Here is a 24,435-nt window from a genome sequence, read left to right as displayed (position 1 = left end):
AATGCAAAATAAAGTTGAGAATAAGAATTCGTTTGGGGGATACTTTTAAAAAAGTGAGTATCAAATTAGATTTGAGATTTTAAAAGCTAATTTGAGATTCTCAATAGAAACCTTTTACTATTACATACCCTGCTAATACATGCCCTGCTAATCTTGAAGAAAACAGATTTCTCTCAGTGCCTTACTGATACGAAGCATCACTATTTTTTAATATATGTAATCTTTTATATTCTTGTATTTATATACTCTTTTTGTTCAAGCTGGGGAATTTGTAAGTAGTTGCTCAAAATGAAAAGACAGCTACTGTAAACTCTTTTCTCATCAACAATGGTATTTGGGGGATTAAAATGAAAAAAATAACATATGATAACACAAACAGCAAACATGCCTTCATAAAAGTTTTAGGAATTGCAGTGCTGGCTCTTTTAATGATTGTGAGTATAGCAGGCGCAGTACCATATGCATATATTGCGAACTCCGGCAGCAACAATATCTCTGTAATTGACACAGCCACAAACACAGTTACAGCCACTGTGCCTGTAGGAAACTACCCGGTTGGCGTTTTAGTCTCTCCGGATGGAACAAAGGCATATATTGCGAACGCATTCAGCAACAATGTTGATGTAATTGATAATGCAACTAACACTGTTATATCAACTGTGAATGTAGGTAAATGGCCTTTAGGAGTTTCAGTCATTCCGGATGGAACAAAGGCATATGTGACGAACGGAGGCAATGACAACGTTTCTATAATTGACACTGCAACTAATATGGTTACATCAACGGTGGATGTAGGTAAATGGCCTCTAGGAGTTTCAGTCATCCCAGATGGAACAGAGGTGTATGTTGCAAACGCATTCAGCAACAATGTTTCTGTAATTGACACTGCAACTAACACTGTTACAGCCACCGTGCCTGTGGGCTATATTCCTGTTGGAGTTGCAGCTTCCACGGATGGACAAATGGTGTATACTACTAACACTGGCAGCAACAGTGTTTCTGTAATTGACACTGAAACTAAAACTGTTATATCAACGGTAAATGTTGGAGATTATCCTGTTGGAGTTGCAGTGTCTCCGGATGGAAACAAGGTATATGTGGCCAACGCTGGCAGCAACAACGTTTCTGTAATTGACGCATCAACCAATTCCGTTGCAGCCACAGTAAATGTAGGGAGTATTCCTCATGGGGTTGCAGTAACTCCTGACGGAACAAAGGTATATGTGGCGAACTCCGACTACAATGGAACTGTCTCTGTAATTGACACTGCAACAAACACGGTTACAGCCACTGTGCCTGTAGGAAACTATCCTGTTTCCATTGGGCTGTTTATAGTTCCTATTTAATCAGATAGAAGCTCACATTAAGAATGGAAAACTTTCATCAGATGGAGGAGAGTCGTTGATTGATTTGGCAAACATTGTAATTAATGCTAAAAACTGAGTAAGCAAAGATTATTAGGAGTGAGCACACAACAGGCTTAAAAGTGGTTAAAATTCGAGGAGTTAAAGAACTCCTCTTTAACTATTTAATTGAAGATATGTAGGCTCTAATTGATGATATGTAGACTCTGTTTCAAAACCTAGTGATTTTTGTATTTCTTTATTGAAAATCTGAATTAACAAGAATCCAGTATTCATCAAAATCAATATTCGACATCTTAAAACTTCAATTTCTGAGTTATATCACAAGGACTGTGGCCAATTACAAAATCTAGTGATTTTAGACTCCTTGAAAAATGATTAGTTTTTTAAGGGATATTAAACCTTATTTTCCTAATTAAATATAGTTTCAACCCTTCTCCCGTTAAGGTACATTCATTAAAGAATCTATTTGCTGTTTTAAGAAATTAAATGCTTTAATTGGTAAATTAAACGTTGATTTTTCCTTACTATTAACCTCGAATTTTGTATGGATGAAAACGATATCAGATACCTTATTTAAAAATAAACATAAATTGTAAAATAATAAAGTATTTATCTCGATCTCTCCTTGATTTAAAAGAGTATTTTCAGATGTCATCCACAATCTTGCCGCAATGGCTTTGTTTGCACGAACAACTCTATGTTTATCGTCGATTATGGCTACCAGGTCTGGCACAGCATCAAAGGTATATTCCCAATTTTTTGTAGCCTGAATAGCTTCTTTTTCTGCTCTTCTCCTTCCGGAATTTTCTATCTGCTCCCATTTTCCGTCCTTTTTGATCAAAGCAAATTGATGGCTGGATACTACATCAATAATCTCGGCCGTACTGCACATATCGAGATAACATGGGCATAGGGCTATCGCATTGTGTTTATCGATAATAACATCTACTTTATTCTCATAATCAATAAATCCATTCCAGCCTTTTTTCCCAGCCCGCGATTGTCCCCTGGAGCTCTCAGTCCATCATAGCCCCTTGCCAGAGCCTGGTTAATTTTTTTCACCCAGCTATTTACGACTCTGTCTGGATCGAAAATACCCTCCTTTAAATACCCACTGGTGTAAGGGATGATTTCTATTTGTCCTTTCTCCAGATAAACATCAAAATCAGGAACATTTCTTTTCATGGATGTTTTTGCCTCTTCCACTTCCAGAGGCTGTGAGGTAATCCATATGCATAGCTCGTTATTTTCCAGCCCGGCTTTAAAATAAGGGACAAGTATATCCATCAAGTCTTCTTTTGTCTGATAGAACTGGCAGAAGTGTGTTCCCCAGGGGGTACTTCGCCAACAGTATCAATCCCAGAATCTCGAGTGTTTTTTCTCATGGGTATTGTCTCCGGGTTTTGAGAATACCAGGATAAAAATTTCTTTGTACCTGGGTATTTGATTTCATTTTTATCTTACGATTTCCATTTATATCTGATCGCGCTTTTTAAAGGTCTCAAGAAACTCAATAGTGCACAGTTCTTCTCGAAAGCTTACTATTGGCTAATTGAAGGAGATTTCCATTTGTCTTACGACCTTTTTTCCTGACTATTGGAACTTGTTATTTTGGAACTAATGGATTCTTATTCAAATGCTTTTTAACCACAAGAGATAAAATGAATTAATAATTAAATGAAAATAAAAGTAGATGTGGCAAGTATATTAAGCTTATTGATTCTATTGTCAAGAAGGAATAATCTCCAAATTTCAAATGAGACACAGCCACAAAACTGAGAAATGGCTACATTTTTCATTGGATTTATATAAGTCTACTTTTGTTGTCAAGTTCATAAACTTTTGTTATCAAGTTTATATTTATATACCGAGAATAATGAAAAAACTGTTAGCTAATTTTTGCAAAAGTAAATGATTGGGTAATTGAAAGATTGATAATTGAAAGATTGATAATTGAAAGATTGATAATTGAAAGATTGATAATTAAAAGATTGATAATTGAAGGATTGATAATTAAAAGATTGATTAATTGAATGATTGACAATTAAAAGGTTGATAATTAAAAGATTGATTAATTGAATGATTGACAATTAAAAGGTTGATAATTAAAGGATTGATACTTTAAAGATTGATACTTTAAAAATTGATAATTAAAAGACCAGTTAATTAACAGATAGAATTGTCTTCGTGATCGCAGGTAACTCTCATACTCTTTTGGTCATACTGGCCTTTTTCCAGTAATTCTGCTCGTCCGATAGTATCTTCTCCCCATTTTTGTTTAACTGCCTCACTCCACTGGAGTTTATCGTCCCCAATCATAGATTTTGGAATTGCAAAGATGTTTTCTCTTGTTGTTCTGGAAATCCCAGATTTTGACAACTTATACTTATTCGTTTTTGGATCGTATACCATCTGGTGATCGAGTTTAAATTCACTAACTGCCTCGGAAAATTTACATTTAACCTGGTTTAATTCTTCTTTTGGATCTTTTCCCTTCCTTCGCTTCATTTTTTCCATTTCAATTTCTTCTTTTCTTATATCTTCCAGATACCATAAACTCCTATCAACTTCACTTTTAAATACAATCATATGCCATTTAAGAGACAGTGAGTACGGTTTTCTTAAATATTCTTGCAATTCGGCAATCAGATCGGAATCATCTGTCTTACTTTCAATTACTTCCATTATTCTTTTCATTTTGGCCAGATTTGCCTTCTGTCTTTCCTGACTTGTTACCATAACTATTCACGACATAATAATTTTTATTACACTGTTATATACAGAAAGCATATTTTAAACCTTCGATATTAGATACTAAAAGTTAATTTTGGTAAAAATTTAGACTTATTTGCTATAAAATATCAAGATAATGAGGGTCGCAGGAATAGTTGCTATGCTTGGAGTTTTTTCTGGGTTTGAATTCATTTTTAATTCTTGAGCCTGCACTCTTTATTGTGGGGTTCACGGCTGTTTACTCATATCTTGAATATCAAAAAGAATTGAACGGAACCAAATCTCAAATTAAAACTTGAAAATGAAGGTTACAGGAATTCCTGTAATTCCGGATTCTGAAATTTCTATTTAATCGGTTTTTGACTTCTATTTTATCATCACGTTTATCTAGCATGTTCTCGTTTGTTTTATTGATTTTTATGGCCGAGGATATAACAAAAGACACCAGTAGAAGAATTGAGAATGGGGATACAATCTCAGTTAATTATGTAGGAAAACTTGAAGATGGTACGATTTTTGATACTTCCTTAAAGGAAGTTGCTATCGAGGCAGGGAAATACAATCAAATGAGAAATTATGAACCCCTTACATTTACCGTCGGCGCAGGCCAGATGATAAAAGGATTTGATGAGGGCGTTGTCGGAATGCAAGTGGGGGAAGAAAAAACCATTACAATCCCGCCTGATGAAGCATATGGAGAGTACAGGGAAGAGTTCGCAAGAGAGATCCCGAATAATACTGTTAATTTTACTCCGGAGGTTGGAATGAAGCTGGCTACGGACAACGGTCTGACAGGCACTATCACAAATATAAACGAAAATAACTTTGTTGTAGACTTCAACCATGAGCTTGCAGGCAAGACCCTGATTTTCTCAGTAACAATCGTTTCTGTGGAGGAGTGAAAGAGATGAAGACCAGGAAAAAAGCAGTTTTTTTCATAGCTATACTGCTCCTGGTAAGCTCGATTTTTGGCAGCGGATGCACGGATAAAAGGAGTGAGGGAGGAGACAGCAGAGCAGTAAAGTCCGGAGATTCGGTCAAGGTCGACTACACCGGGAAGCTTGAAGACGGCACGGTTTTTGATACCTCAAGAGAAGACGTTGCAAAGCAGGTCGGCATATACGTCGAAGGAAAGGAGTATGCCCCTCTTAGCTTTGTCGTTGGTTCGGGACAGGTAATCTCGGGTTTTGACGAGGGTGTAATCGGAATGAAAGTAGGGGAAGAAAAGACCCTGACGATCCCTCCAGATAAAGCTTATGGAGAACATGAGGAAGCAAGAGTCCTGACTGTTCCGATTGAAGAATTAAATCTAACAAACAAATCCCAAATTCCTGAAGTGGGGCAAACCTTGAGAGATATGTACGGGAACCAGTACAAAGTAACAGCTGTAAACGACACGCATCTCACTCTTGATGCCAATCACGAGCTTGCAGGCAAAACCCTGATTTTTGATATAAAACTCATCTCAATAGAATAAGTTTAAGTTACTGAAGAGCAAATTTAAAGTTACTATATTTCTTTAAAATGTTTGTCCTTTCAGTATCTGGGGAGATGTTGAATGACGTAGATACCGAAAGAATAATACACAGGAGAAAGGGATGATGGAAAATTCTCGTACTGTGAAAAAAGGAGATTACCTTCTTATTGATTTTACTTGTAAGTTTGAAGACGGAACGATCTTTGATACCACTTTGAAGGAAAAAGCTCTTGAAGCAGGGATTTATGATGAAGAAAAGGGTTACAGGCCTTTTTTTTTCAGAACGGATTCATTCCAGGTAATAAAAGGTATCGATAGGGGAGTGCTTGGAATGAAAGAGGGTGAAGAAAAAACCCTCACAATCCCACCTGAAGAAGCCTACGGAGAATATAAGAATTACCTTGTTCAGGAGATCCCTCTCGAAAAGCTTGGACTTCAGAGTCCTCCTGAGCCAGGAACGAAAATCATAACACCCGCTGGGAGTGAGGTTAAAGTGCTCAACTCCACAGAAACTTCTGCTACCCTGGATTTTAACCATGAACTTGCAGGCAAAACTCTCATCCTTGAAATAAAACTGGTCTCGATCATAAGTTGATTCCGGGCTCAAAATCAGGGGGGTAGAGTATGGAAAAAGAAGAAAAAGTTATGGTGCTGCTGCTGTTTATGACATTGACTTCTCTCATGACAGCCTATATCTGCTTTGGACCGGAACTTACAGCTTCTGGACAGGAGGCAGGAGACGAAGCCGGGCAGTATACCAGGGAGTCCGGTGAAGGTGAGAAGGTGTTCCTTGAAGCCCAGGTTTTGAGTAAACGGTTAACCTATACAGGTGGGCATCTGCTTTTACAGGTAGACTGCAACTCCGAAGTCCTGAGCGTCTTTATTCCAAAAACTGCAGGTGCTGAAGCTCTGAATAATTCAATTCAGAAAGGAGATTTCATCAGCGTAACAGGCACCGTTTCGAATTACGAAGGGAAAAGGGAAATCAAAGTGGAAAGAAATGAAGATATTCTTCTGATTGATCATCATTAATCTGGTTGATCGTTATTAATCTGATTGATCGCTATAATCTGATTAATCGTTATTAATCTAATTGATCGCTATAATCTGATTAATCGTTATTAATCTAATTGATCGCTATAATCTGATTAATTGTCATTAATCTGGTTGATCGTCATTAATTGAATAACCATTATCAATAACCTTTGAGATCACGAAAACAAAATCGTTAATAATATATTCATATAAGGACATCTGGGAAAAATATGAAAGCGTGTATCATGTGTGGAGGGGCTGGGACGAGGCTCAGGCCGCTAACTTTCAAGCATCCTAAACCCAGCATACCGATTCTTAATAAGCCTTCAGTCCGACATCTGATCGAGCATCTTTCAAGGGAAGGATTCAATGAAATAGTCATGACCCTGGGGTACATGGGAGAGCGCATAGAAGAACAGCTCGGAGACGGGCACATGTTTGGGGTACATATCGACTATGTGTATGAGAAGGAAAAACTCGGAACTGCAGGCGGCATTAAAAACGCTGAGAAATATCTGAAAGACGAGCCATTTATAGTGCTTGGTGGAGATCACGTCCTTAACTTGGACCTACGGGAGATGTACCGTTTCCATGAAGCAAACGATGCCCCAGTCACAATAGGGCTTCTTTCGATTGACGACCCAAGAGAATTCGGAATTGCGGATATGGACATTAACAACCGGATCCACCGCTTTCTGGAAAAACCGAAAGCAGGCCAGATATTCAGCAACCTTGCAAGCACTGGCATTTATGTTTGCAGCCCTTCGATATTTGAATGGATACCTGAAGGCAAGAAATACGATTTTGCAAAAGATCTTTTCCCCTTCATGCTTGCAGCCGACAAAAAAATCAATGGTGTACTTGTGAGAGGACAATGGACTGACGTTGGAAGTTCGGCAGCTTACAGGCAGGCACAGCGCTGGATGCTTGATGCTCTTCCTGGAACTACAATCGAAGGCAATTTCACAACCCGGAACGCAAGAATAAAAGGTCCTCTGTCCATAGGAAATAATGTATGTATAGGTTCAAATTCTTCTCTTGTAGGGCCAATAGTAATAGGGGAAAACACAACTATAGGCGATAATGTCCTTATCGGGCCTTACAGCGTGATAGGTTCAAACTGCACTATAGAAGACAATGCAAAGATCCTTTCATCCTATCTTTTTGATAATGTGTCAATAGGGAAGGGTTCTAACATCTCAGGTGGAGTGGTAGCAGACGACACAACCATCGGAGAACACTGTTTCCTCGAAAATGGAACCGTTATCGGGCATAAAGTACTGATCGGAAGTAATTCAACAATACATTCCGGAGTTAAGATCTGGCCCGAAGTTGTTATAGATAAAGACTCAAGCATAAAGGAAACCGTGATCAATTCCGATTATGATGCTGCACATGAAGGCTCGTAAAATTAGAATTCCAAAGGACAGAATCCAGTCTAAATAAATTAACTGGACTTCTGAATCCTCATTTTTCAGGTTGCTTCAGATTGAAATCGCTTTTTGGAATTCTGGTTGCTTCAGATTGAACTTGCTTTTTGAAACTCTGGATGAATTTCAATTTTACGCTGTTATTTTTCATATACATCTTTCTACGGGCATCTGTGAAGTGTTCAGGACGCGCAGAACAGAGCAACACTGAAACAGATATAACTTTATACTATATCTTGCCAAGTCTTTTTGCCATGTTGTCCAGTGAATTTTTCTTTGAAGTCCTGAGAAAAAGTGTACATCTGGTTTCAATCCTGATAGTGCTTATCTACGAACTTTACGGAAAAGAAACCATCCTATGGGTGCTCATGCTGTTTCTTGTAGTTGTTCTCGTTCTTGACTACTTCCGGGTCGAGCATGGAATTCGAATACCTTTTTTCCATATTATGTACAGAAAAAGCGAAGTTGACCGCTTCGGAGGGCATATTTTCTTTGCGCTTGGGGCAATTTCAGTAATATCTCTGTTCAGCCGAGAGATCGCTTACGCTGCAATCCTTATGGCCACCTTCGGGGACCTGGCTGCAGCTCTCATCGGTAAATTCTACGGAAAGAGGAGAGTTTTTCAAAAAATCTTTAAAAATGATAAATCAATTGAAGGTTCAGTTTCGGAATTTGTTATTGATTTCCTCATAGGGCTGCTTATTCTCGGAAATCCCATTGTTTCTCTAGTGATGGCTTTTCTTGCAACCCTTACTGAAACTGCAGTCAATAAAATTGATGATAACCTTATAGTGCCGGTTTTCGCCGGTTTTTTCGGGCAGATCACCATGAATTTTCTGGCATATTTGTGACAATTTACCAAAAGAATCTCATAGAATAAGTTCTGACACCTATGCAAATCTGGTTCAGATTAAAGAATTATACTCCTTATATATTTCTCTCAAGAAACCGCCATACCCTTTTAGTTCAAAGCAATTGCATATCCTATCTGCAATTTCTTTTTGATCATTTTCATACAACATCCTAACAATTTTTTTGGTCTCATCTTCATAATAGTAAGGATATTTCCCGTTTTCAAGCATCTCAATATATATTTCTCCAACTTCCAACGGCGTTTTTTGAGCATGGATTATAAGATCCTCTATGAAATCTGGAATGGAATCTAAGTTTCTAACAGAAAATTTAATCCACTCAAGTATTTCAGAATCTATATAATCAATCAACGATATCCACGAAAGAAGATCAGAAGCTACGACTTGATAATCCTTATCTCCTTCATTACTCAATAAAATATCATACAGTGAGTTCCAAAGAGGTTTGATTTTGCTACTTACTTTCTCAGTTATTTTATTGTTTTGAGTTTCGAAATATCGGATAATCTCTGAAATCCTTTGTGGATCAGATTTTTCAAGCAATTGAAAAATTAAACTCTCTTTATCATCTAATTTCTCCCATCCTTCAATATACCCTATGCATATGTGTTGCACGAGTCTTTCATTAATGTGATTATCTTCAAATTTGGTCTGAATGGCTTTCTTATAATGCCCTTTTTCTCTAAGAAGAAAATATATTCGTTTATCAATTTTGGAACAATAAAAAAGGTAACCTGTAAAAGCTGCTTCCCAATATTTGTCTTGGTCAACCAAAAATATTTTGTCTATATTCTTTTTTGTCCAAGATTCATCTAAATAAAAAAGGTGTGAAATGTACTTTCCCAATATGTAAGAAAATTCAACTGATGGCTCAAAATCCCTATCTAGCCTAGTATTAAACTCAGACTTGATCGATTCTTTCCACTTTCTTTCTTCACCTTCAATAATCAAATGTGAGAAATACATGGAATAGTCAATCAATGCAGAGAATATTTTCCCCTTTGAAGAATTAAGTACTGAGGTTGTGAGGTCTCTCATATTATAAAAATCTGAGTTTGCTTTTTGAGCCAGAGTTAGTAGAATATCTTCAGCAAGAGATAAAGTACCGTTTTCAAAAGTATGGTCTTTTAGAAGTCCTTCATCAATAAGATCTGCAATTTGAGAAACAATCCTATTTCTGTAGTTGGATTCATCTTCAGCTTGTTTAATGTTCCAAAAGTTGGTTGATTCAAGTAATTGGGAAATAAAGTTCAATACATTATTCCAAAAAAAGTTTCTTCTATTTCTGCAAGCTTCAGTCAAACCCCATAAAATATAATATTGATATATTTCAGGAACACTTAAATATGGACTAAGATTTTCCGAAAATTTTTCAGGTTTATTGGAAATGCATTTTTGCAAAGTTTCAGCGAGCCCTTCTTTAGAAGGAGTTCTTACTCCGGTTTTTTCTCTAAATTCACTCAAATATTCTGCAATTTCATTATTTGATTTAGCCAAAAGTTCAGATTCGCTTATCGGACTTATACTTCCTTCAAAACTTTCAAAATGTATGATATCGCCTGGATAACTAATTCCTTCTGGATTTATTTTGTCATATTTAAGATATAATGAGGTTATATCAGGATTATTCGCTTCTTGGATAGAGGAAAGCCAACATTTCTTTTTATAAGCTAAATACTCATCACGAGAAGATAATTGCAGATCATCAGCATGGTAATCTGCAGATTCAATCCAGTTGACAGCCATATTCAGTTCGCTTCTTGAAAAACTAAGACAATTTTTGCTTAATAATTCATATACTTCATGTTTAAGAGAATAATCATCAATAGGATTGAAATTTAACGCCCAAAAGATTTTGTGTAAGGAATTATAATGGTAACTTATAGTGTGAATTGCAATTCTTCTGAATATTGGATGAGATTTATATAGTAATTCTAAAATTGTTTGATTTAATACTTCTGGATCGGTAGCCTCAAAAATGTCTCTAACAAAGGAAACACATTGATATGCGTATTTTTCTTTATTTATATTCTGGTCACTATTTTCAATCGTAGTAACTGACGCTGTTCGAAACTGCGTATCGTCTTCAGAGATAATATCTTCAATTTTATGAAGAATAATTTTGGCTGCGTCCATCCCGCATAAATCGATAATTTCAGTCTTATACTCAAAAATTGCCTTACGAAGCCAATAATTTTCAACCAGAGATGAATACTTATAAAAGTCATCAGATTTCTCATAATTGAAAATCACCTCAAGTAACTTTAGCAACAGATCTATCTTTTGATTGGAAATTAAAAAAGGAAAGGCGGATTTATAGATTTGACTTGTAATAAATACTTTGTTAATTTTTGTATTTAAAGCACGTTCAAGGAATACGATATGCTTTTCTTCTACTATTTCGACAGGCAATTTGAAAATAATATCGATGAGTATCGAGTCAGTATGATAGTTTTCAATTCTTGCACCATTTTCACGGTATCCAATTATTGAATCAATGATTTGTGAAATGTCTTTTGTTATTTCACTATCAGGACTAGCGGCATTTTTAGTAGCAAGGTTTCTCAAATAACCAAGAACATTCCAATATTTCACTTCAAAATAAATTTTTTTATCACTTGAAACTTCTTTTGGAGACGGATTTTTCTTCGGGTCAAGGTATTTTTTTTCATGTAAAAGTTTCAACCAAGGAAAAGGATTATCACATGAAGCAAGAGCTTCGAAAAAATAATTTCTTTGTGGTTCATCGTTCAATATAATTTGGAATATCCGATTTGCCGATGCATTATCAAAGCTAGCAATACATTTGTCAATCTCTCTGAAAGACTCCGATAAATAAGTTGATATTTGATTTACTTCACTATTCCATTGCTTGATTACTTCATATAGTTGATTATATCCCCTCTCATCTTTTTTATAAGGTACGACGGTTATTCCTAGAGAACGATAATAAGAACGGTCAAACTCTACAATACGGTTTTCACCGCTATAATACGGCAGAAGGATAAAATGTCTCATTTCTGTACCTTGACTATGATCGAACTTCGTGATCAAATAATCCAGCACTTCAAATTCTTCCAAACCATATCCTAAAAATAGTACAACATAGGTAGAAAATAATTTTTGCATAAAATGCTGAAAATAAGGATTATTATACTTTTGTAAGTAATCTGAGACTGTAAAAACTAATGAGTCGGGACTTAAAAGAGAACCATGTATTTGGTAGAGCTTAGATTTATCAATATCATCATTAGTAGAATTTAGTTTGAAGTCCTTTTCTTTATAAACTATGTTCGGTCTTTCAAATTTGCTATGAAAACAATCGTCAACGTTAGTTGTAACAAAAAGTCCTCTTAAACCATACAACTCATGATAAATATTTTGTGATTCATAAAGGTCTTCCTTTGGTTTGAGGGATTCTTTAATTATATTGATTAAATCACTCTCAAAGCCTTTTTGTGTCAATATGTATTTGCAAATTGTAATTGATTTCTTTGGATCATAAGCAGAGAGAGTTTCTTTTTCCTTGAAATTTATACATGATTTTGAAAAACAGAATTCTATAAGATTATTAGCCAACGTTTTCCAACTTGCACAACCAACTATTCTTGATACCCCAGCACCAATGAAAACTGCCAATGTATTGCTATTAACTGCATCGATTATCTGTGGGGGAAGTTTTGGAATGGGAACAATTTCACCAAGGGCCATTATTTATTTCCTTATTTTGGTACAGAATTTTCTACAGAGTTCAGTAGGTAAAAATGGATTCAAGAGTTTAAATATAAAATATCTTTTGAACTACAGTAATGCAGAGAAGAGTTATTAATCCTTAAAAAGTAATCGTTTTTAATTAACTGATGAAGCCTAAAATATGGAATCCACAGAAAAGAGGAAGAAAAAACCCTTTTCAGGTTTTATTTTCAAGTTCAGGTCTCAACCTTGCGTATTCTTGAGCTTTCTCATTTCCCTTATGCGCCTGGCAAGGATTTCTCCAAGATAAAGCACAAGCGCAGTAAGGAGTACATACACTTTCAGGCTTACCTGCTCATCGGATTGTTTCACTGAATTCTGCCGCGCGTCTTTCAGTAGAAGGGCTCTTGCATCCTTCTCATTGTAAATTTTTCCTCCGGTAGAAAGGACAAGAGGCTCTATATCCTCATTGAGTCCTACATCCCTGTACTCAAGCGGGTAATTTACTGCAAGCGGGTAGCCTGAGATATCATGAATCCCAATACTATTTGGATTCACATTTGTCTCATAGGTATTCTTTCCGGTTAGAGCAAGGTCCAGAGCATTGCCATCTAGTTTTAGCTGCGGGATTCCTTCATCGTACATTGTAAGTGTCAGGTTGGAGGGAGTGCCAAGCCAGGTATCCGGGCTGTCCACAACAGTTCCTTCTTCAGCTCTCGGGTTCGCTATTGCCCAGTTGATCATGCTTGAAATTAGTCTGGCACTCGATCCGTTATAAACATTAGTCGCCCAGCGAGAACCGTCCCCTTGCCCATTGTCTGTGGTAAAAGCTGCAACTCTTCCTAGTCCGAAGCGCCATGTAGTAAGTACTGGTTTTCCATTTGAAGTAGTTATAACCAAACGTTCAGCCCCGGCTTTTGGAGTCACGTCGTTATATCCTGTGATATTGGAAGTAAGGTTCACATCTTTCGTAATGAAGCTATTTGGAGAATAAACATAGAGAGAATAATCAGAAGTTGCATTTTCTTCTGTCTCTTTTTCTTCTTCGTTCTCTTCTTCCTGAGACTTATCGGTTGACTTAAAGACTATGTTTGCCCTTTCACTCATATTAATGTGGAAATAGTTTTTCTCAAGCCCGAGTTCCTTCATAAACATCTCAGCATAATAATTTCTGGATTTGTCAATCTGGGAAGGAGCTACTGAACGAATATGGATAAAGTACAGGTTTACACCGAGTTTCTGCAGTTCTTTTGCAGCTTGAAGGCTTGGCTTGTAGGAATCTTCGATTGCTCCGTCTGAAATAATAATAGCATCAAGTTCGCCTTCCTTGCCGGTAAGCATTTCCTTTGAAATGTTGAGTCCTGCATCTAAGGAAGTCTTGCTTTCCTCGTCAGGAGCCAGTTTCTCGATTTTGTCTTTAAGAGTTGCCTGGTTCTGAGCAAGTCCAAGGAAAACAAAACCTCCTGAAACATCATATCCCTTGCTTCCGAATGCGATAATTTCGGCGTTTGCATCTTTGAGATTTTCGTTCTGAAGAATATATATGGCATTTCCCAGGATGTCTCCCTGGGTTTTGTGGGCTGTAGTACTGGGAGAAACGTCGAGGATCAGGACAAGGTTTCGTCCTCCCTTATATTCGGAAGGCCTTGAAATCACAGGTAGGATTTTTTCAAACGAGGAATTAAGATAATTGCCATAATTATATGCTCTTTCTCCTCCTACAACTACCAGTCCACCTCCATTAGTAACATACTTTCTAATTTCTTTTACTTGTGTCTCCGTAAGATTATCGGCGAACTGGTTATCAAGTGCCAGAGTTTTGCTACTGTTCAGAGCACTTGCTCCAGGATAAGTAGTGAAAACAGAAGTGTTGTAAAGTTTGTTAAGGATTTGAGCAAGGGGTGAATTCGGCTCACCGGTAACAAGAGTGAGCTTTGGTTTGGGAATTACATACACGGATTTATAAAATTTATTGTTAATACTACTCAGATCTTCTCCGGAAGGAGTAATCTTTACACTGATATTGTGAGCACCAAGAGTGCTAAAAGTGTGCCTGAGATTAGGGGAAATAGTATACTGTGTTGAGTTTTGAGTAACGTCGCCACTTTGGGAAAGTTCCCCATCTACGTATGCTTCATAGGAATAGCTAACACTTTGATTTGAAGCCTGGCGGACAACTATATCAAATTCGTTTGGGTTATCCACAATTACACTTTTGTCCCCATGAATTTCTACACTGAGGTCATTTGTCTTAAGTTCAGGCTCGACAAGGTAGACTGAAGTATTGGTTTCTTTGGCAAAGCCGAGGGCATCAACAAGGCTCTTCCCGGAGTTGTTATTCCCATCAGTAATCAGAACAATCTGATTACCAGTGCCAGAGTACTGAGTTACAGCATCTCCAAGATTTGTTTTATCGCCTGTAAGCTGGACTAAGGTTGTAGAGGTATCAGCTGCAAGGGCTTTATACAGGTCATTACCTGTTTCATTAGAAAAAAGCCCCATACTTGAGGTCTTATCCTGAATTAGTACAAGTGAAGGATTGTCTTCATTAACAGTCTGCGTAACCGTTGTAAATGGAGCAGCCAAAGCGAGTATAAGGAGGAAAGCTACAAGCATCCTCCATTCCACAATCTTCGTTTTTGTCTTCCGCAGGAGATAGAACCCGGCAATTGTCACAGGAATGATGAGTAAAAGCATTTCCGGGTGTTCAAGGGATATATTCATAGTTCACCCCGCCGGCGCACGATCATAATTTCAGCTAGTATGAGGAGGAACATAACTACTATCAGGTAATCAGTAATGTCATTTTTGGCAGTATAAGTATCAGCCCTCACAAGTTTGGACTTATCTTCCTCAGCCGCCCGCTGAACAACATCAGATGCATCAACTGTTGTGTTTGATTCCTTGTCACTATAAAGGTTGACTGCAATCTTCTTTCCTGATATTTCGTAAATTCCCGCCTCATCAAATAGAATATGGTTTGAAGTGAATGTTTTCGAGGGAGTCTTGATTTCTTCAGTCTTCGAAAGAGACGTTAAAGTACCTGTATTCAGGTTATATTCAGAAATATCACCTGTCCCTCCGAGCCATTCAACAAGTTTTATCCAGAACACAGGATACTCAGGCAAGTTATGGAAATTATTCCAGGCATTGTCCCCGAGTTCATCATCCAGCCCCATATAGAAAACGGTCCCTTTACCTACCTGCCAGTAACTCAAGATCGGAACTCCATTTTCTAGAGCTACCAGGGTTGTCGAGCCGGTTCTTTCAGTTGCGTCCAGGTATGTGTGGACTGAGATCTCATCACTTCTAATGTCCTTTGTAATACTGCTCTGCTGAACTTCCTTAACTCCAAGATCGGTTCCATTTGTTTCGTTCTCAATTCCGGTAGGTTTTACAGGTAAGATCTTAATTAGGCCAACCTCAGTTTTCTCGGGGGCTAAGGCGCCGCTTGCGATGAAAACTGCATTGCCTCCGTTTCTTACATAATTTTCAATTGTATCTACTGAATCACTAGCAATTGGAGTTTCTTTCTGCGCAAGAACTACAAGTGTGTAATTGTCAAGGGAAGAAGGCACGGCTTTTGTGACACTGAGATTGCTGTTCGGAAGCAGGGAGAGTGCCGTTTTCGAAGGTAGTTTCCCATCGTCAGTGATAAAGAGTATACGCTGCTCTAAAGTCTCTGGAATGGAAATGTAAGCTTTATTGTCAACAGGTAAACTATCTTTCACATTAAGCTGAACCGTTGTAATCCCTGGCCCAAGGTTTTCAAGTGTGAACTGTTTTGTCCCTCTTGCCGGGACGTCAAGGGAAAATGACGTTGAGTTTCCTGAAGCTCCGCTTCCGGTCTCGATTTCAACTTTCTCGCTTTGATCTTTATAGTTCTTAATTACACCTGTGTAGCCGTATTTTCCGTTCGTGGCTTCGATCCATCCGTTGATGACCCCTATGTTATCGGCAGACTTTCCGACTTTTACGAAATTGACTGAAATCCCGTAAGACTCGGCCAGGTTTTTGGAACTAACAGGATCGTCTCCTTTCGAATTCGTGAAATCCGATATAACGATGATTTTTCCCCCTCCTTCTTTTGATAAAAGACGCATACCTGTAGTTATGGCTGCAGACAGGTCGGCAGTACCTGCCCCCGGCTGAACCTGACTTAATATCTCCTTTGCAGAGGACGCATCGCCTCCATCAAGAGCAAGACGAGGCGTATCCGAAGCCAGGATTATGCTATTTTTCTTGCTCACATAACCATCGGCAATCTTAACAGCATCATCAAAACGAGAGTCAACCTGCATACTTGCAGAGGTATCAAGGACCAGCACTGTATGCTCTCCGCTCAGCGGTTCCTGTGAAGTATAGTAATACCCTGCTGCGCCAATGGAAAGAAGAATAAGCATCAGGAGCTGGATCAGGAAAAGCGGGTCCTGCACAATTTTGGTAAGTGATGCATATACCCGTTTTCTCTCCCTCTCAAGTTTTAGTACAAACATGAGCGAAGGAATTGCAAGTACCTTCGGTCTGGGACGGAGCATGTAAATAATGATAAGCGGGATTACACTCAGGAGAGCAATAAGAGCAAGGGGGTTTTCAAAAGGCATTTTTAGCGTCTCCTTCTCCTGATGGTATAGTAAAAAGCATCAAAAATGGGGGTGTCGGTTGTAAAAGTATAGAATTCAGCCCCTGTCTTCATACAGGCTTTTTTAATTCTTGCGCTGTGATCATCGAGCTTTTTAAGATAGCGTTCTTTAAACTTCTCACTAACATAAGTCCTGACTTCTTCTCCGGTTTCAAGGTCTATAAGCTTGCTGTTACCCTGGATAGGGAGTACTTTTTCCGTGGGGTCTAGCACCTGGATCAAAATCAGGTCATGGTCAGATAACCTGGAAACTGCGGTTTCTATTGCCTCGGGTTCTTGAAGAAAGTCCGAGATAAGGATTACAAGGGACCTGGACTTGATTTCCCTGCTGTATTTTATGACAGCTTCCCCTATAGAAGTGCTTCCAGATAGTTCAAGCTCTGTCAGTCTATCAATTGCACGTAAAAGGTTTTTTCTCCCGCGGCTGGGTTTGTGTATATCGACTTCCTGTGCAAAGGTTGAGATTGCGAACCTATCGTTATATTTTGTTACCATGTAGGCGTAGCCTGCCGCGAGCATGGCAGCATATTCAAATTTTGAAGTTCCTTTTTCAGGGTAGTTCATACTTTTACTGGCGTCCAGAAGTATATGGGTTGTAAGGGTTTTCTCTTCCTCAAACTGCCGCACATAGAGCTTCTCAGTCCTCGCATAGGCTTTCCAGTCGATATCTTTCAGGCTGTCGTTAAGATCATATTCCCTGAACCCGATAGTATCAATGCCGTGCCCGCTTCGGGTTGAGGGACGGTTTCCGGCGTAAACAGTAGATACCCTTTTCCGGACAGAGAAGGTAAAGCGGTCAAGCTGCCTGAAAAAGTCCGTTTCTATGTTTTGTTTTGTGCGAGTCATTCTGGATCGTCAATAAAAAGTCCGGTTTATTCCGGACCCGGAAAAACCTTCAGGGTTATTTTAACTTCTTCTACAGTTCCTTCCCTTACCTGGGAATCCCACTCATGTTTCATTTGAGCTTCCGGATAATCTCCTCAATAGCCTGATCAGGAGTCATCCCGCTTCTTTCGGCTTCGAAGGTCAGGATAAGCCTGTGGCGGAGAACCGGATATGCCATATAATCGACATCCTCTTTGCTTACGAAATTCCTGCCTTCTATAAGGGCTCTGGCTTTTGCGGCAAGAATAAGGCCGATAGATGCTCGTGGAGAAGCCCCGTACTCGATATGCTCTTTGTCTTTTCTTGTCATGCCCACAATAGAAAGAACACGCTGTTTTAGCTCCTCGGAGATTGGGACCTGCCTGGTCAGTTTCTGCAAATCGAGGAGTGTGGATTTATCAAGGCCTCTGGACACTTTTGGGACTTCGGATTTTGTATAGCGGTTTATTATTTCCATTTCTTCTTCATGGGAAGGATAATCTACAAGGATTTTTAAGAGAAAACGGTCGAGCTGGGCTTCAGGCAAGGGATATGTGCCTTCCATTTCTATGGGGTTCTGGGTGGCAAGAATGAAAAAGGGACGGTCAAGCATGAATGTATCGTTTCCGACCGTTACCTGTTTTTCCTGCATAGCTTCCAGCAGGGCTGACTGGGTCTTAGGGGATGCCCTGTTAATCTCATCCGCAAGAACAACATTTGCAAAGACCGGCCCTGGCTGGAACCTGAATTCTTTTTTGTTGTCCTGCTCTTCAATAACATTTGTCCCTGTAATGTCAGAGGGCATGAGATCAGGAGTACACTGAATCCTGCTGAATTTCAGGTTCATTGCCTTTGACACTGTGGAGATCATAAGCGTTTTTCCAAGCCCTGGATTGCTCTCAACTAGGGCATGCCCTTCACAGAGTATTGCGATCACGATTTGCTCCACTACTCTATTCTGGCCCACCACAACATTTCCAATATCTTCAAAAAAACTTTTGAAAATTGTGCCTGCGTTCTGGTAGGTCGTTGTAGCCTGACCAGAATCGGTATTATTTTCATTCATATCCGCTTCACCCTTTAAGTTCCTGTTTTTAGAGGCTTAAGAAGCCCGATTTTCTGGATGTCACATGCTCATGCAGCAGTATTTCTCCAGAGCGGTGTATCTCCGGTACACTGTCTGTAATTCAAAAACTGCTTTTAGACAACCTTCGATTAACCTGATTCAGATAAATTCAACTTTATATAAATGTTCTAAATTATTCTTCTGCAAGTCCTTCAAAGTAACTCTGGATAACGTTCTTGTATCCTTCAGGTAAATTATCATAATAAGCCTGGGAAGCCTCCGCTTCAGGATTTACCAGACCTGATTGGGTAAATGACTCGTTCGTCTGTTCTCCTTCTTCCTGGCTTGTAAAGCCCTGACCTGTACCTGGGGGAATCGTCAGATCAACATCTTTACCTTCCACCACAACAACGGCAGGCTTTCCGAATATGTTTTCCTGGCTGGTGTTATTCGAGGTCCCGCCGTTTTCTTCCACAGGGTAAAGGTCAGAGTTTGAATTCGAAACTAAGGGAAGCTTGTCAATTACTCCGTTAAGGTCAGTAGGGCTGAGAGTTGTCTGGTATCCGGTTCCGGCAACATATGCGAGAACGGCAACTGCAAAAACTATTACAAACAGATCTTTTGCAAGTTTTCTCCTGTCAAAGAAGGAAGAGGACTCTACTGGTTTTGAATCAATTATGACTCCACCTATAAGGTCCCGGGCAATAATGTTATTCGTATTACGGTTATCATAGGCAGTCCTTAATCTCTCCTTGAGTATAGGGTGTGTCTCTTCTATAAGAGCAATAGCATCTTTCTTTTCAGTCTTGTAATGTCTGATAGCTGTAAGGATAAGAGAAAGGACAAAAGCCAGAATAATAAGCCCCAGAGTTTCAAAAACAACCCCAAAGCCCAGAATGCTGTATTTCGCACCGGTATAAGGTTCGAAGATGCTAAACATTAAAAATAAATCTCTCATATTGAAAAGCACGAAAAGTACATAGAGGACAAAATAAGTTGCAAGCAGGTCTGCAAAGGCATAGAGTCCTCTATATTTTTTTAAAGCCGATTCGTGTTTGTTTACTATTTCTTCAATACTCAGAGCCATCTCGCTCCCTTTTGCAACCTGGAAAAAGGCTGTGATCTTAAATAATTATGAGAACGAATTCTGTATTTACGGAACATGCAAATATACTGTCAGAAGATATTCTAGGAAGAGAATAGAAAAAGATAGTATATAAAAGTACACGTTCCTGAATCTGAATTTTTTAGATTCGCACAACAATACAATTTTTGTTAAATTTTGTCTTTAAATTTACGGTTTTAAATATATTAAGACTGCTTTATGGTCTTCTGCCTAAATTCGCAGGATTTTATTTAACCTTTTACTTGTTTTAAAGTGGAATAACTGCGATCACTTAAGTTTTGAAAGCGGGATAGGAACCCAGTATTTTTAGCGTATCGGTTTTATTTTTTATGTCTTTTAATGTCTCTTTTATAAGTACATCACTTGTGTGCCCTTCAAAATCAATATAGAAGTAATAATCCCCAAGTTCTTTTTTAGAAGGTCTGGATTCAATCCTGGTAAGGTTAATATTGTTCTTTGCAAAAGCCCCGAGTATTTCATATAATGCTCCTGGCCTGTCTTTTTCCAGATATACTATAATAGAGGTCTTGAATGCTGAACGGCTGGAATTTTCAAGCTTATCCGGTTTATCTTCAGTGTCACATAAAACCTGCTCATCCGTGCTTTTTCCTGCGGCTCTCAAAACAATGAAGCGGGTGTAGTTTTCTTTTCTGTCCTGTATATTTGGAAGGAGAATCTTCAGCCTGTAACACTCTGCAGCTTCAGGAGAAGCTATTGCTGCCATTTCTTCAAATTCTCCTGCGAGCCTTGCTGCATGGGAAGTACTACCTGTGCTCCTTAGTTCAGCCTCAGGGAAATATTTTTTTAGAAAATGCCTGCACTGGGCAAGTCCCTGAGGATGGGAAAGAACAACCTTAATCTTCTCAGTTCCTCCTTTCGAGAGCAGGCAATGCTCAATTTTTACAACAATCTCTCCTACTATCTCAACCTCATTCTCATAAAGTAAATCAAGAGTAACGCCTACCGAACCTTCAATAGAGTTTTCTATAGGAACTACTGAAAGATCGGATTTTCCCTGTTCCACAGCTAGAAATGCGTCCTCTATATCTGCAAAATGTTGAATTTCTACACTATCTAGCCTATGTCTTAGAGTCCAGATTTGTGCAGCTTTCTCCGAGTACGAGCCTTCGAGCCCTAACACACCGATAATCATCTGAGGGGTTAATTGCGTTGATGGTAATAATATTTTTTGCCCGAGTCCCGCCACCTGATTCTCATCTCTGGAGGGTGGGTCCTTTTCGCTGCCTGATTCCCATCTCTGGAGGACGGTACCTTTTTAGCTTTGCTCAATAGTAAATTTATGGTAAAGATAAACTGATTTTCAACCAGTTATGAGGGCTGATTTTTCAGTATAATTTTCGACTTTCTCTTGCTGTCTAAGAATCTAAAATTCGGTTGTAATCTCCTTTCTCTTTTGAAGTTATGATTACATACTTAAGGGTTACTACATATATGAGAATAGATAGGATCAGGAAAACAATGAGATCTTTATCCGGTTTTGACTATTATTTTTCCAGAACATTGGTTTGACAATAAGTACTGTTGCCCCAGGGAGTTCTAGAAATCTTTGGTTCAGGAAGTGTTCACTTGATATATAAGCTTGTACATAAAGGTGAATACTAAAAGGCCTAAGAATTGGCATAAGCATTATTCCTAGGGAGCATAATTAAGCCAAGTATGGCAAAATTGTTGCACATTTTTTTCTGATTTGAAATTTTTCCCTTAATTCTCCTTTAAATTCGAATAGGATATTATTTAATTTTTAAATTTTTATCTTTATTAATATGTTTTCATATAAATTCCAAATTTTTATATACTAATTTTAACTAAATAAAGATATTCGTTAATTAAAATAGTACAACTTGCATTGTTATTTAAAACTGTACTTGGTCAAATCAATTGCGTTCATGATCTTTATATGAAACACAAATGAAAGCGTATCACATTATAGTAGTGCATTTGTTTGGTTTTAAGTTACAAATATATGTATCAAAATTGTATATTCTTCCTAATATATTTAATCTATAATTATTATTTTACATTAAATTTTCTTAAATTATATTATTAATTATATTATATTTAAAATTCCATGGCTTTTAAGGTACATCAATAAAATCTTCCATCTAATATTTCTATAATATTGGTTTCAAAAAAGAGATACTAAAAAAGAGGTAATAGTTATTGAGTACAGAGCTGCATATGGGTAACAGCTCGCAGTGTATGACTGAAAATGAAAATCTGCGCGCTAAAGGCACGGTTCCCCAAAATGTAACCGTGATTCTTCCGGTCTATAACGAGGAAGTTTCAGTAGGTAGCGTGGTTTTACAGGCGAAGGAATTAGCCAATAAAGTAATTGTTGTGGACAATGCAAGTTCGGACAATACGGTTAAAGTAGCTGAGCTTGCAGGTGCAGAAGTAATTCGCAAACTTGGACATAGAAGGCCGGACTTTCCACTAACAATGGGTATCCAGCATGCCCTAGATTCTGATGTTCTTCTGTTCATGGATATCAGTATTTGTCACGATTCCAAACTAATTCCTAAAATGCTTGAGCCTATCCAAAAAGATGATTTCGATATGGTAATTGGCACCTGTTTTGTCCAATCAAACAGACTACAGGAAAACATCTCTTTTTTGAATGAGATTCAGACCGAAAATAGACCAATAGGATTTTTTGCTTTCTCTAAGCAATGCTTTGAGGTACTAAGTTCCTCTGATATTTACACTTCTTCTGCAAGTGCCATTATTTCTTTTGCTGAAAATAATAATTTGAAAGCAAAGCATCTTGATCTTAAAGAAGAGCACACTTTCAGCCTTTTTAAAAGGTATAATATTGGAGTTGTAGTACCTGCATACAATGAGGAAGCTTTGTTAGGCGCAACGATAATGGGAATTCCTGAGTATGTAAGCCGCATTTACATAGTAGATGATTGTAGTTCTGATCGAACTCCTGAAGTGATCAAAAGTTTAAAAGACTCCAGAATAGTTTCCTTAAGACATGAAGTGAATATGGGTGCTGGAAAATCCGTTGTTGACGGATATAAAATGGCTCTGAAAGACAAAATGGACATAGTTGTTGTCATGGACGGCGACAACCAGATGGATCCATCTCAGATGCCTCGCCTTTTAATGCCTATAATAGAAGATAAGGCTGACTACACTAAAGGAAACAGGCTTATTACCAGAAAAGCCAGAGAAGGAATGAGCACCTGGCGGTTCATTGGAAACACTCTACTTTCACTGCTGACTAAAATCGGAAGCGGTTACTGGGACTTAATGGATCCTCAAAACGGTTATGCTGCCGCATCTCGAAAAGCTCTGGAAACGATCGATCTTGATTCCGTATACACATATTATGGTTACTTAAATGATATACTAATTAAACTCAATGCATACGGCATGAGAGTAACCGACGTTGTAATCCCTGCCCGCTATGGAAATGAAAAATCTTCTATAAAGTATCACAAATACATCTTAAAAGTTGCTCCTATGCTCTTTAAAGGATTTATCTGGAGGATTAAAACCAAGTATGTACTTTTGAGCTTTCACCCATTAGTGTTTTTTTATCTTGCCAGCATGATACTTTTACCCTGTGGACTGCTTTTTGATTTCTGGATTTTGGTACAAAAAGTAATGCGCAATTCTGTTTCTCCAAACTATCCTCTGTTAGGAGTATTTATTACTCTGATGGGTATGCAGTTATTGCTTTTTGCAATGTTCTTTGATATGCAGTCGGACAAGATCAAATATTCGAAGACAGTTTGAAAATGTATTTTGAATATTGTACTCACATTTGTAGGGATGTAATCAAGTTTGCGATGCGAAAATTAAGGCTTACAAACTATTGACATGGAAAGGCATATGTTCATTAAACTTTTCATAAAATAAATGGTACAGTCTATTAATTAAAAAATTTTTTGAAGTGAATTGTATTTGATTCCCTGTTAATGGCAGAAGTTTAGGGAGAAAAGTTGAAGACTTATTCTCTATTGCTTTCATTAGTAAACCTATAATTATTTAAAAACTTTCATCTTCTAACTAGCTGTTATTTTTATCAAAAATAGGATTTCTCAAGATAAAATTCATTCTTTATATCGTAGGTTGCTAAGGAATACCACATTCCTGTCAAA

Annotated in this window: 18 protein-coding genes; 8 read left to right on the top strand and 10 right to left on the bottom strand. The window is 38.0% G+C overall.

Features of this window, described 5'->3' with window-relative positions; translation table 11 throughout:
* The first annotated feature begins 347 nt into the window (after positions 1–347).
* Positions 348–1,346 (top strand): beta-propeller fold lactonase family protein, encoded by a 999-nt coding sequence (locus A9239_RS01525; RefSeq protein WP_048123168.1) that lies wholly within the window; start codon positions 348–350, stop codon positions 1,344–1,346.
* 460 nt (positions 1,347–1,806) lie between these two features.
* Here A9239_RS01525 and A9239_RS20020 read toward each other — a convergent pair whose 3' ends face one another.
* The 3 genes from A9239_RS20020 to A9239_RS01510 all read right to left on the bottom strand — a co-directional run bounded on the left by A9239_RS20020 (position 1,807) and on the right by A9239_RS01510 (position 4,106).
* Positions 1,807–2,259 (bottom strand): PAS domain-containing protein, encoded by a 453-nt coding sequence (locus A9239_RS20020; protein ID WP_048154612.1) that lies wholly within the window; start codon positions 2,257–2,259, stop codon positions 1,807–1,809.
* A gap of 53 nt (positions 2,260–2,312) precedes the next feature.
* On the bottom strand, positions 2,313–2,654 hold the full coding sequence (locus A9239_RS20015; RefSeq protein ID WP_048119705.1) for an MEDS domain-containing protein: 342 nt from the start codon (positions 2,652–2,654) through the stop codon (positions 2,313–2,315).
* An 879-nt stretch (positions 2,655–3,533) separates the two neighbouring features.
* Positions 3,534–4,106, bottom strand: a complete 573-nt coding sequence (locus A9239_RS01510) for a hypothetical protein (RefSeq protein ID WP_048154615.1) — start codon at positions 4,104–4,106, stop codon at positions 3,534–3,536.
* A 413-nt stretch (positions 4,107–4,519) separates the two neighbouring features.
* Here A9239_RS01510 and A9239_RS01505 point away from each other — a divergent pair, with 413 nt between their 5' ends.
* The 6 genes from A9239_RS01505 (at position 4,520) to A9239_RS01480 (ending at position 8,893) form a co-directional block, all read left to right on the top strand.
* Entirely contained in the window at positions 4,520–5,002 is a 483-nt protein-coding gene (locus A9239_RS01505) for a peptidylprolyl isomerase (RefSeq protein ID WP_048119701.1), read from the top strand.
* A 5-nt stretch (positions 5,003–5,007) separates the two neighbouring features.
* On the top strand, positions 5,008–5,577 hold the full coding sequence (locus A9239_RS01500) for a peptidylprolyl isomerase (protein WP_048119699.1): 570 nt from the start codon (positions 5,008–5,010) through the stop codon (positions 5,575–5,577).
* Positions 5,578–5,698: 121 nt separating this feature from the next.
* On the top strand, positions 5,699–6,172 hold the full coding sequence (locus tag A9239_RS01495; RefSeq protein ID WP_230629264.1) for a peptidylprolyl isomerase: 474 nt from the start codon (positions 5,699–5,701) through the stop codon (positions 6,170–6,172).
* A gap of 29 nt (positions 6,173–6,201) precedes the next feature.
* Complete coding sequence (locus A9239_RS01490) at positions 6,202–6,609, top strand: OB-fold nucleic acid binding domain-containing protein (RefSeq protein WP_048119697.1); 408 nt, start codon at positions 6,202–6,204, stop codon at positions 6,607–6,609.
* A gap of 233 nt (positions 6,610–6,842) precedes the next feature.
* A complete protein-coding gene (locus A9239_RS01485) occupies positions 6,843–8,021 on the top strand; it encodes an NDP-sugar synthase (RefSeq protein ID WP_048119695.1) in 1,179 nt (392 codons plus the stop codon).
* A 194-nt stretch (positions 8,022–8,215) separates the two neighbouring features.
* Positions 8,216–8,893, top strand: coding sequence for a diacylglycerol/polyprenol kinase family protein (locus tag A9239_RS01480; RefSeq protein ID WP_230669034.1), 678 nt, complete (start codon positions 8,216–8,218; stop codon positions 8,891–8,893).
* A 54-nt stretch (positions 8,894–8,947) separates the two neighbouring features.
* Here A9239_RS01480 and A9239_RS01475 read toward each other — a convergent pair whose 3' ends face one another.
* The 7 genes from A9239_RS01475 to pheA all read right to left on the bottom strand — a co-directional run bounded on the left by A9239_RS01475 (position 8,948) and on the right by pheA (position 21,458).
* Positions 8,948–12,625 carry an SIR2 family protein gene (locus A9239_RS01475; protein ID WP_048119693.1) on the bottom strand — a complete coding sequence of 1,226 codons (3,678 nt, stop codon included), beginning with the start codon at positions 12,623–12,625 and terminating at the stop codon, positions 8,948–8,950.
* Positions 12,626–12,850: 225 nt separating this feature from the next.
* Entirely contained in the window at positions 12,851–15,331 is a 2,481-nt protein-coding gene (locus tag A9239_RS01470) for a VWA domain-containing protein (RefSeq protein ID WP_048119691.1), read from the bottom strand.
* Positions 15,328–17,211 carry a VWA domain-containing protein gene (locus A9239_RS01465; RefSeq protein WP_048119689.1) on the bottom strand — a complete coding sequence of 628 codons (1,884 nt, stop codon included), beginning with the start codon at positions 17,209–17,211 and terminating at the stop codon, positions 15,328–15,330. Before A9239_RS01465 ends, A9239_RS01470 begins: the two co-directional genes overlap by 4 nt.
* A 2-nt stretch (positions 17,212–17,213) precedes the next feature.
* Positions 17,214–18,095: a DUF58 domain-containing protein gene (locus A9239_RS01460; RefSeq protein ID WP_048119687.1), complete on the bottom strand. Its 882-nt coding sequence runs from the start codon at positions 18,093–18,095 to the stop codon at positions 17,214–17,216.
* A gap of 109 nt (positions 18,096–18,204) precedes the next feature.
* A complete protein-coding gene (locus A9239_RS01455; RefSeq protein WP_048119685.1) occupies positions 18,205–19,179 on the bottom strand; it encodes a MoxR family ATPase in 975 nt (324 codons plus the stop codon).
* A 193-nt stretch (positions 19,180–19,372) separates the two neighbouring features.
* Positions 19,373–20,266, bottom strand: a complete 894-nt coding sequence (locus A9239_RS01450; protein ID WP_048119682.1) for an OadG family protein — start codon at positions 20,264–20,266, stop codon at positions 19,373–19,375.
* 310 nt (positions 20,267–20,576) lie between these two features.
* On the bottom strand, positions 20,577–21,458 hold the full coding sequence (pheA, locus tag A9239_RS01445; RefSeq protein WP_048119680.1) for a prephenate dehydratase: 882 nt from the start codon (positions 21,456–21,458) through the stop codon (positions 20,577–20,579).
* A 1,028-nt stretch (positions 21,459–22,486) separates the two neighbouring features.
* On the opposite strand from pheA, the gene A9239_RS01440 reads away from it, so the two are divergent.
* Complete coding sequence (locus A9239_RS01440) at positions 22,487–24,070, top strand: glycosyltransferase family 2 protein (protein ID WP_052712682.1); 1,584 nt, start codon at positions 22,487–22,489, stop codon at positions 24,068–24,070.
* The last annotated feature ends 365 nt before the right edge of the window (positions 24,071–24,435 follow it).

Source organism: Methanosarcina sp. A14 (assembly GCF_001729375.1).
Classification (GTDB): Archaea; Halobacteriota; Methanosarcinia; order Methanosarcinales; family Methanosarcinaceae; genus Methanosarcina; species Methanosarcina barkeri.
This window is presented reverse-complemented; position numbering and strand designations above follow the sequence as displayed.

Bases quoted from the DNA above. Each gene is read 5' to 3' on its own strand.
- A9239_RS01470 (WP_048119691.1), bottom strand. From the start codon at position 15,331: ATGAATATATCCCTTGAACACCCGGAAATGCTTTTACTCATCATTCCT.
- A9239_RS01485 (WP_048119695.1), top strand. From the start codon at position 6,843: ATGAAAGCGTGTATCATGTGTGGAGGGGCTGGGACGAGGCTCAGGCCG.
- pheA (WP_048119680.1), bottom strand. From the start codon at position 21,458: ATGATTATCGGTGTGTTAGGGCTCGAAGGCTCGTACTCGGAGAAAGCT.
- A9239_RS01495 (WP_230629264.1), top strand. From the start codon at position 5,699: ATGATGGAAAATTCTCGTACTGTGAAAAAAGGAGATTACCTTCTTATT.
- A9239_RS01460 (WP_048119687.1), bottom strand. From the start codon at position 18,095: ATGACTCGCACAAAACAAAACATAGAAACGGACTTTTTCAGGCAGCTT.
- A9239_RS01475 (WP_048119693.1), bottom strand. From the start codon at position 12,625: ATGGCCCTTGGTGAAATTGTTCCCATTCCAAAACTTCCCCCACAGATA.
- A9239_RS01525 (WP_048123168.1), top strand. From the start codon at position 348: ATGAAAAAAATAACATATGATAACACAAACAGCAAACATGCCTTCATA.
- A9239_RS01500 (WP_048119699.1), top strand. From the start codon at position 5,008: ATGAAGACCAGGAAAAAAGCAGTTTTTTTCATAGCTATACTGCTCCTG.
- A9239_RS20020 (WP_048154612.1), bottom strand. From the start codon at position 2,259: ATGTGCAGTACGGCCGAGATTATTGATGTAGTATCCAGCCATCAATTT.
- A9239_RS01455 (WP_048119685.1), bottom strand. From the start codon at position 19,179: ATGAATGAAAATAATACCGATTCTGGTCAGGCTACAACGACCTACCAG.
- A9239_RS01450 (WP_048119682.1), bottom strand. From the start codon at position 20,266: ATGGCTCTGAGTATTGAAGAAATAGTAAACAAACACGAATCGGCTTTA.
- A9239_RS01505 (WP_048119701.1), top strand. From the start codon at position 4,520: ATGGCCGAGGATATAACAAAAGACACCAGTAGAAGAATTGAGAATGGG.
- A9239_RS01465 (WP_048119689.1), bottom strand. From the start codon at position 17,211: ATGCCTTTTGAAAACCCCCTTGCTCTTATTGCTCTCCTGAGTGTAATC.
- A9239_RS01510 (WP_048154615.1), bottom strand. From the start codon at position 4,106: ATGGTAACAAGTCAGGAAAGACAGAAGGCAAATCTGGCCAAAATGAAA.
- A9239_RS01490 (WP_048119697.1), top strand. From the start codon at position 6,202: ATGGAAAAAGAAGAAAAAGTTATGGTGCTGCTGCTGTTTATGACATTG.
- A9239_RS20015 (WP_048119705.1), bottom strand. From the start codon at position 2,654: ATGGATATACTTGTCCCTTATTTTAAAGCCGGGCTGGAAAATAACGAG.